We start from the raw sequence: 3,615 nt of genomic DNA, 5'->3' as shown, positions 1-3,615 counted from the left end.
ATTGTTCAGGTAACCGTTTGGATGGGGTAGCTGGTATTTCGCAAAGGTCTCAGGCATTTTTTGTTTTGAAAGCGTTTGGGATCGGATGATTATTTCGGAGCGGTATTGAGCAGGGTCTCGAATTGGCCGATAAATTCCTGCAATACTGCGTTATCCAGCCAGCCGAGCGAGAGGAATAAGAACATGACCACGCCGTTTAATACACTGAGAACAAAGGCATAGATAAGATAACCTAATAGTACCCGCAAGCCGTTGACCTGGCTCATTTTAATCAAGCCCGCGGCTTGTGCCCAGAAGATCCATACCGACCAAAAAATGGACAACATGCCCAAGTCCTTGGAATAAAGCACAATAATGGAAGGCAGCATCAGTGCTTCGGTCGCCAGGATAAAGCCGCCCAACGGCATCAGGGGGGCGCCGAAATAATGCAATACGGAGCGCATGACCGAGCTCAATACCCACCATTTCAATGCCATCGAAATCAGGAAAAACACAATGGCACCCGGCGATTGGCCGAATACCGGCGCCCATGCGGCGGCCAGTTGCAAACCCAACGCGATCAGTACGGCGGCGACGGCGACGGGAGAATAACGGTAGTGTTCGGGCGCGTGATAGCGGAACAGAAGGGTTTGTGCGGCATCGCGCACCAGATTATAGAGCATTAGTCGAACACCACGGTTTTGTTGTTGTAAGGCAGCACACGGCTGTCGAGATGCCATTTGAGGGCGCGGGCCAATACGATTTTTTCCAGGTCGCGGCCTTTTTCCACTAATTCGGCGACATCGTCGCGGTGGGAAACCCGTTGCACTTCCTGTTCGATAATCGGGCCTTCGTCCAGTTCGCTGGTTACATAATGGCTGGTGGCACCGATCAGCTTCACACCGCGCGCGTGGGCGCGGTGGTAAGGGCGGGCGCCGTCGAAGGCAGGCAGGAAACTGTGATGGATGTTGATGACACGGTTGGGGTATTTTTCTACAAACAGCGGCGACAGAATCTGCATATAGCGTGCCAATACCACCGTATCGATGCTGGCTTCTTCCAGGAGGGCGAACTGGCGCGCTTCGGCTTCGGCTTTGTTTTCTGGGGTAACCACGATGTGGTGGAACGGAATGCCGTGCGCTTCCACCAAGTCGCGTACCGATTCGTGATTGCCGATAACCAGCGGAATATCGCACTTGAGTTCGCCGGTACGGTGGCGGTGCAGCAAATCGGACAAACAATGTTCGTATTGTGAAGTGAACAGGGCGACGCGGTGGCGCTCTTGTGCCAAATCCAGCCGCCAACGCATGTTAAAGGTATCGGCAATCGGCGCGAAAGCCTGCTCGATGGCTTGGCGGCCGACAAGGGTGAAGCCGTCCAGATCCCATTCTATGCGCATCAGGAATAATTGTTCGGCGGCGTCTTGATGCTGATCGGCGTGCAGAATATTGCCGTTGTGTTGCAGCAGAAAAGTGGAAATCGCATGGACCAGACCTTTGCGGTCGGGGGCGTTAATCAGAAGGGTGGCGGTGGAAAGCTCGCTCATGGGAAACCGGTTCAAAGAAACAAAACCAGCATTCTAACAAAGTTTCAGACAGGCATTAAATATGCCTGTCTGAAAAAGTAGGGAAAGAATACAGAGAAGAAGGTTTTTATGTTTTAGGTTTGTCGAAAAATGCCATAAATACTGCTGCGGCGGTAGTGGAAAGCAGGGTGTATTGCAGCGGCTTTTCCAGCAAGGCGTGGTGCAGGTAAGCATAATAATAGCAGGGAACCAGTGCCGCCAGCAGAATGCCGGTGCGCTGGCTGAAGCTTAAGCGCAAACGGCGCTTGGCGAACCTGTCGTCCCACAATTCGCCCAAGCGAACGATGCTGCTGAGTGCGAGAATGAAGCACATGCTCATGTAAAACGCTACCGGCTTGCGCGGCATCCAATCGCTGTTGCGCAATAGATAAGCCGCCCCCAGTGCCAATAGAGCCAGTGTGGTGACTACGTTTTGCAGGATATAACCAAACGGCAGCCGGCCGGTCGGTAGCCCGAGAGCAGTGCGCAATGACCAAAAACGGGGAGAAAATGCCAAAAACATAGCTGCGCGGTGCTCGGAAAAGTCGGCATCGTGTTGCTGATAAGCGTCTAGAAACAAATCGGCCAAGCCGCGTTGTCGGGTGCGGTAGCTGATTATATTCGCCGTTGCCGATTCTTCGCCGGTGGGCGGGAGCCAATCTATGCCGTCGCTACGCAGCAGATATATTCCATGAGAACCGTGTTTTTGCTCATCGTATTGCGCTTCGGCCACCAAATGCATCGGGCAAGGCGAAATACCCAGCTTGAGAGCAAGCTGGTTATTCAGTTCAAGCAAAGCTTCTGCGGCACGGTTGGAGGTCATAAGCGCACGCTTGAGGTGGAAGGGAAATAGCGGCACCGCTGCGGCGTATTTTTTTTCAGACAGGCCTGTTTGCGGTGTGGATGATTGAGAAAAGTTTAAGCCGTTGCGGTTTTTTTATCGCGCAGGCGGGCGGCGGATAAAGTGTTCTCCAGCAAAGTGGCAATCGTCATCGGGCCGACGCCACCGGGCACCGGAGTAATCATGGAGGCGCGCGCTTTGGCCGCTTCGAATTCCACATCGCCGCACAGCTTGCCGTTTTCTTGGCGGTTGATGCCGACATCAATCACCACTGCGCCGGGTTTGATCCATTCGCCTTTGATAAAATTCGGTTTGCCGACGCCGACCACCAAAATATCAGCCGCCGCAATTTCTTCCGGCAGATTTTGGGTGGCACTATGGCAGATGGTAACGGTGGCGCGCGCCAACAGCAGTTCCAAGAGCTGCGGGCGGCCGACGATATTGGAAGCACCGACCACCACGGCTTTTTTGCCTTCGGGATTGACGCCGTAGGCTTCGAGCAGGGTCATCACGCCTTTGGGGGTACAGGGGCGCATTAAGGGCATTTTTACCGCCAGGCGGCCAACGTTATACGGATGGAAACCGTCGACATCTTTTCCGGGCAGAATGCGTTCCAGTACGGTTTGGCTGTCGATTTGCGGCGGCAGCGGCAGTTGGACCAAGATACCGTCTACTTTCGGGTTGTCGTTCAATTCGTCAATCAGGCGCAACAGATCGACTTGGCTGGTATCGGCGGGTAATTCGTAGGAGAGGGATTCGAAGCCCACTTGTTCGCAGGCCAGTTTTTTATTGCGGACATAAACCGCGCTGGCCGCATCGTCGCCGACCAATACGACGGCCAAACAGGGCGTGCGCAGATTGTTTTCTTTGCGTTGACGGACTTCTGCACTGATGCGTGCAAGATGTTGTTGAGATACTTCTTTACCGTTGATAATTTGAGCGCTCATGATTAGGTATTCGGTCTCTGAGAGGTGGGAAGAAAAACTAAAGCGGCTTATTGTCGCATTTTTTCACTTTTTTTTCATCTTTTTATTTTGATGCGCGCTCAGAAAAATAAGAAAGATATAATTTAAAAACAAAATGATGGTATTTCAGACAGGCATATTGAAAATAAAATGCTTGCTCTCTTTTACATGAGCAGGTATAGTTGCTCTCTCTCTCGTCGGGGCGTAGCGCAGCCTGGTTAGCGCATCTGCTTTGGGAGCAGAGGGTCGTGAGTTCGAATCCCACC

General features: G+C 52.7%; 4 protein-coding genes and 1 tRNA gene. 1 reads left to right on the top strand and 4 read right to left on the bottom strand.

What is annotated here, in order from left to right:
- Positions 1-89: 89 nt before the first annotated feature.
- The 4 genes from Q4C79_RS13065 to folD form a co-directional block, all read right to left on the bottom strand.
- Positions 90-662, bottom strand: a complete 573-nt coding sequence (locus tag Q4C79_RS13065; RefSeq protein WP_303091458.1) for a hypothetical protein — start codon at positions 660-662, stop codon at positions 90-92.
- Entirely contained in the window at positions 662-1,525 is an 864-nt protein-coding gene (gene purU, locus Q4C79_RS13060; protein WP_303091457.1) for a formyltetrahydrofolate deformylase, read from the bottom strand. The genes Q4C79_RS13065 and purU overlap by 1 nt, the downstream gene beginning before the upstream one ends.
- 106 nt (positions 1,526-1,631) lie before the next feature.
- Entirely contained in the window at positions 1,632-2,366 is a 735-nt protein-coding gene (locus Q4C79_RS13055) for a hypothetical protein (RefSeq protein WP_303091456.1), read from the bottom strand.
- Positions 2,367-2,461: 95 nt separating this feature from the next.
- Positions 2,462-3,331, bottom strand: coding sequence for a bifunctional methylenetetrahydrofolate dehydrogenase/methenyltetrahydrofolate cyclohydrolase FolD (gene folD, locus Q4C79_RS13050; RefSeq protein WP_303091455.1), 870 nt, complete (start codon positions 3,329-3,331; stop codon positions 2,462-2,464).
- A 224-nt stretch (positions 3,332-3,555) separates the two neighbouring features.
- On the opposite strand from folD, the gene Q4C79_RS13045 reads away from it, so the two are divergent.
- A tRNA-Pro gene (locus tag Q4C79_RS13045) sits at positions 3,556-3,615 on the top strand.

Origin of the sequence: Neisseria sp., from assembly GCF_030523955.1 — a bacterium.
Lineage (GTDB): Bacteria > Pseudomonadota > Gammaproteobacteria > Burkholderiales > Neisseriaceae > Neisseria.
The sequence above is the reverse complement of the archived record's forward strand: the minus strand, read 5'-3'. Positions and strand labels throughout refer to the sequence as shown.

What these genes read in the sequence shown, in the direction of transcription:
- Q4C79_RS13065 (WP_303091458.1), bottom strand. Translation starts at nt 662, where the DNA reads ATGCTCTATAATCTGGTGCGCGATGCCGCACAAACCCTTCTGTTCCGC.
- purU (WP_303091457.1), bottom strand. Translation starts at nt 1,525, where the DNA reads ATGAGCGAGCTTTCCACCGCCACCCTTCTGATTAACGCCCCCGACCGC.
- Q4C79_RS13055 (WP_303091456.1), bottom strand. Translation starts at nt 2,366, where the DNA reads ATGACCTCCAACCGTGCCGCAGAAGCTTTGCTTGAACTGAATAACCAG.
- folD (WP_303091455.1), bottom strand. Translation starts at nt 3,331, where the DNA reads ATGAGCGCTCAAATTATCAACGGTAAAGAAGTATCTCAACAACATCTT.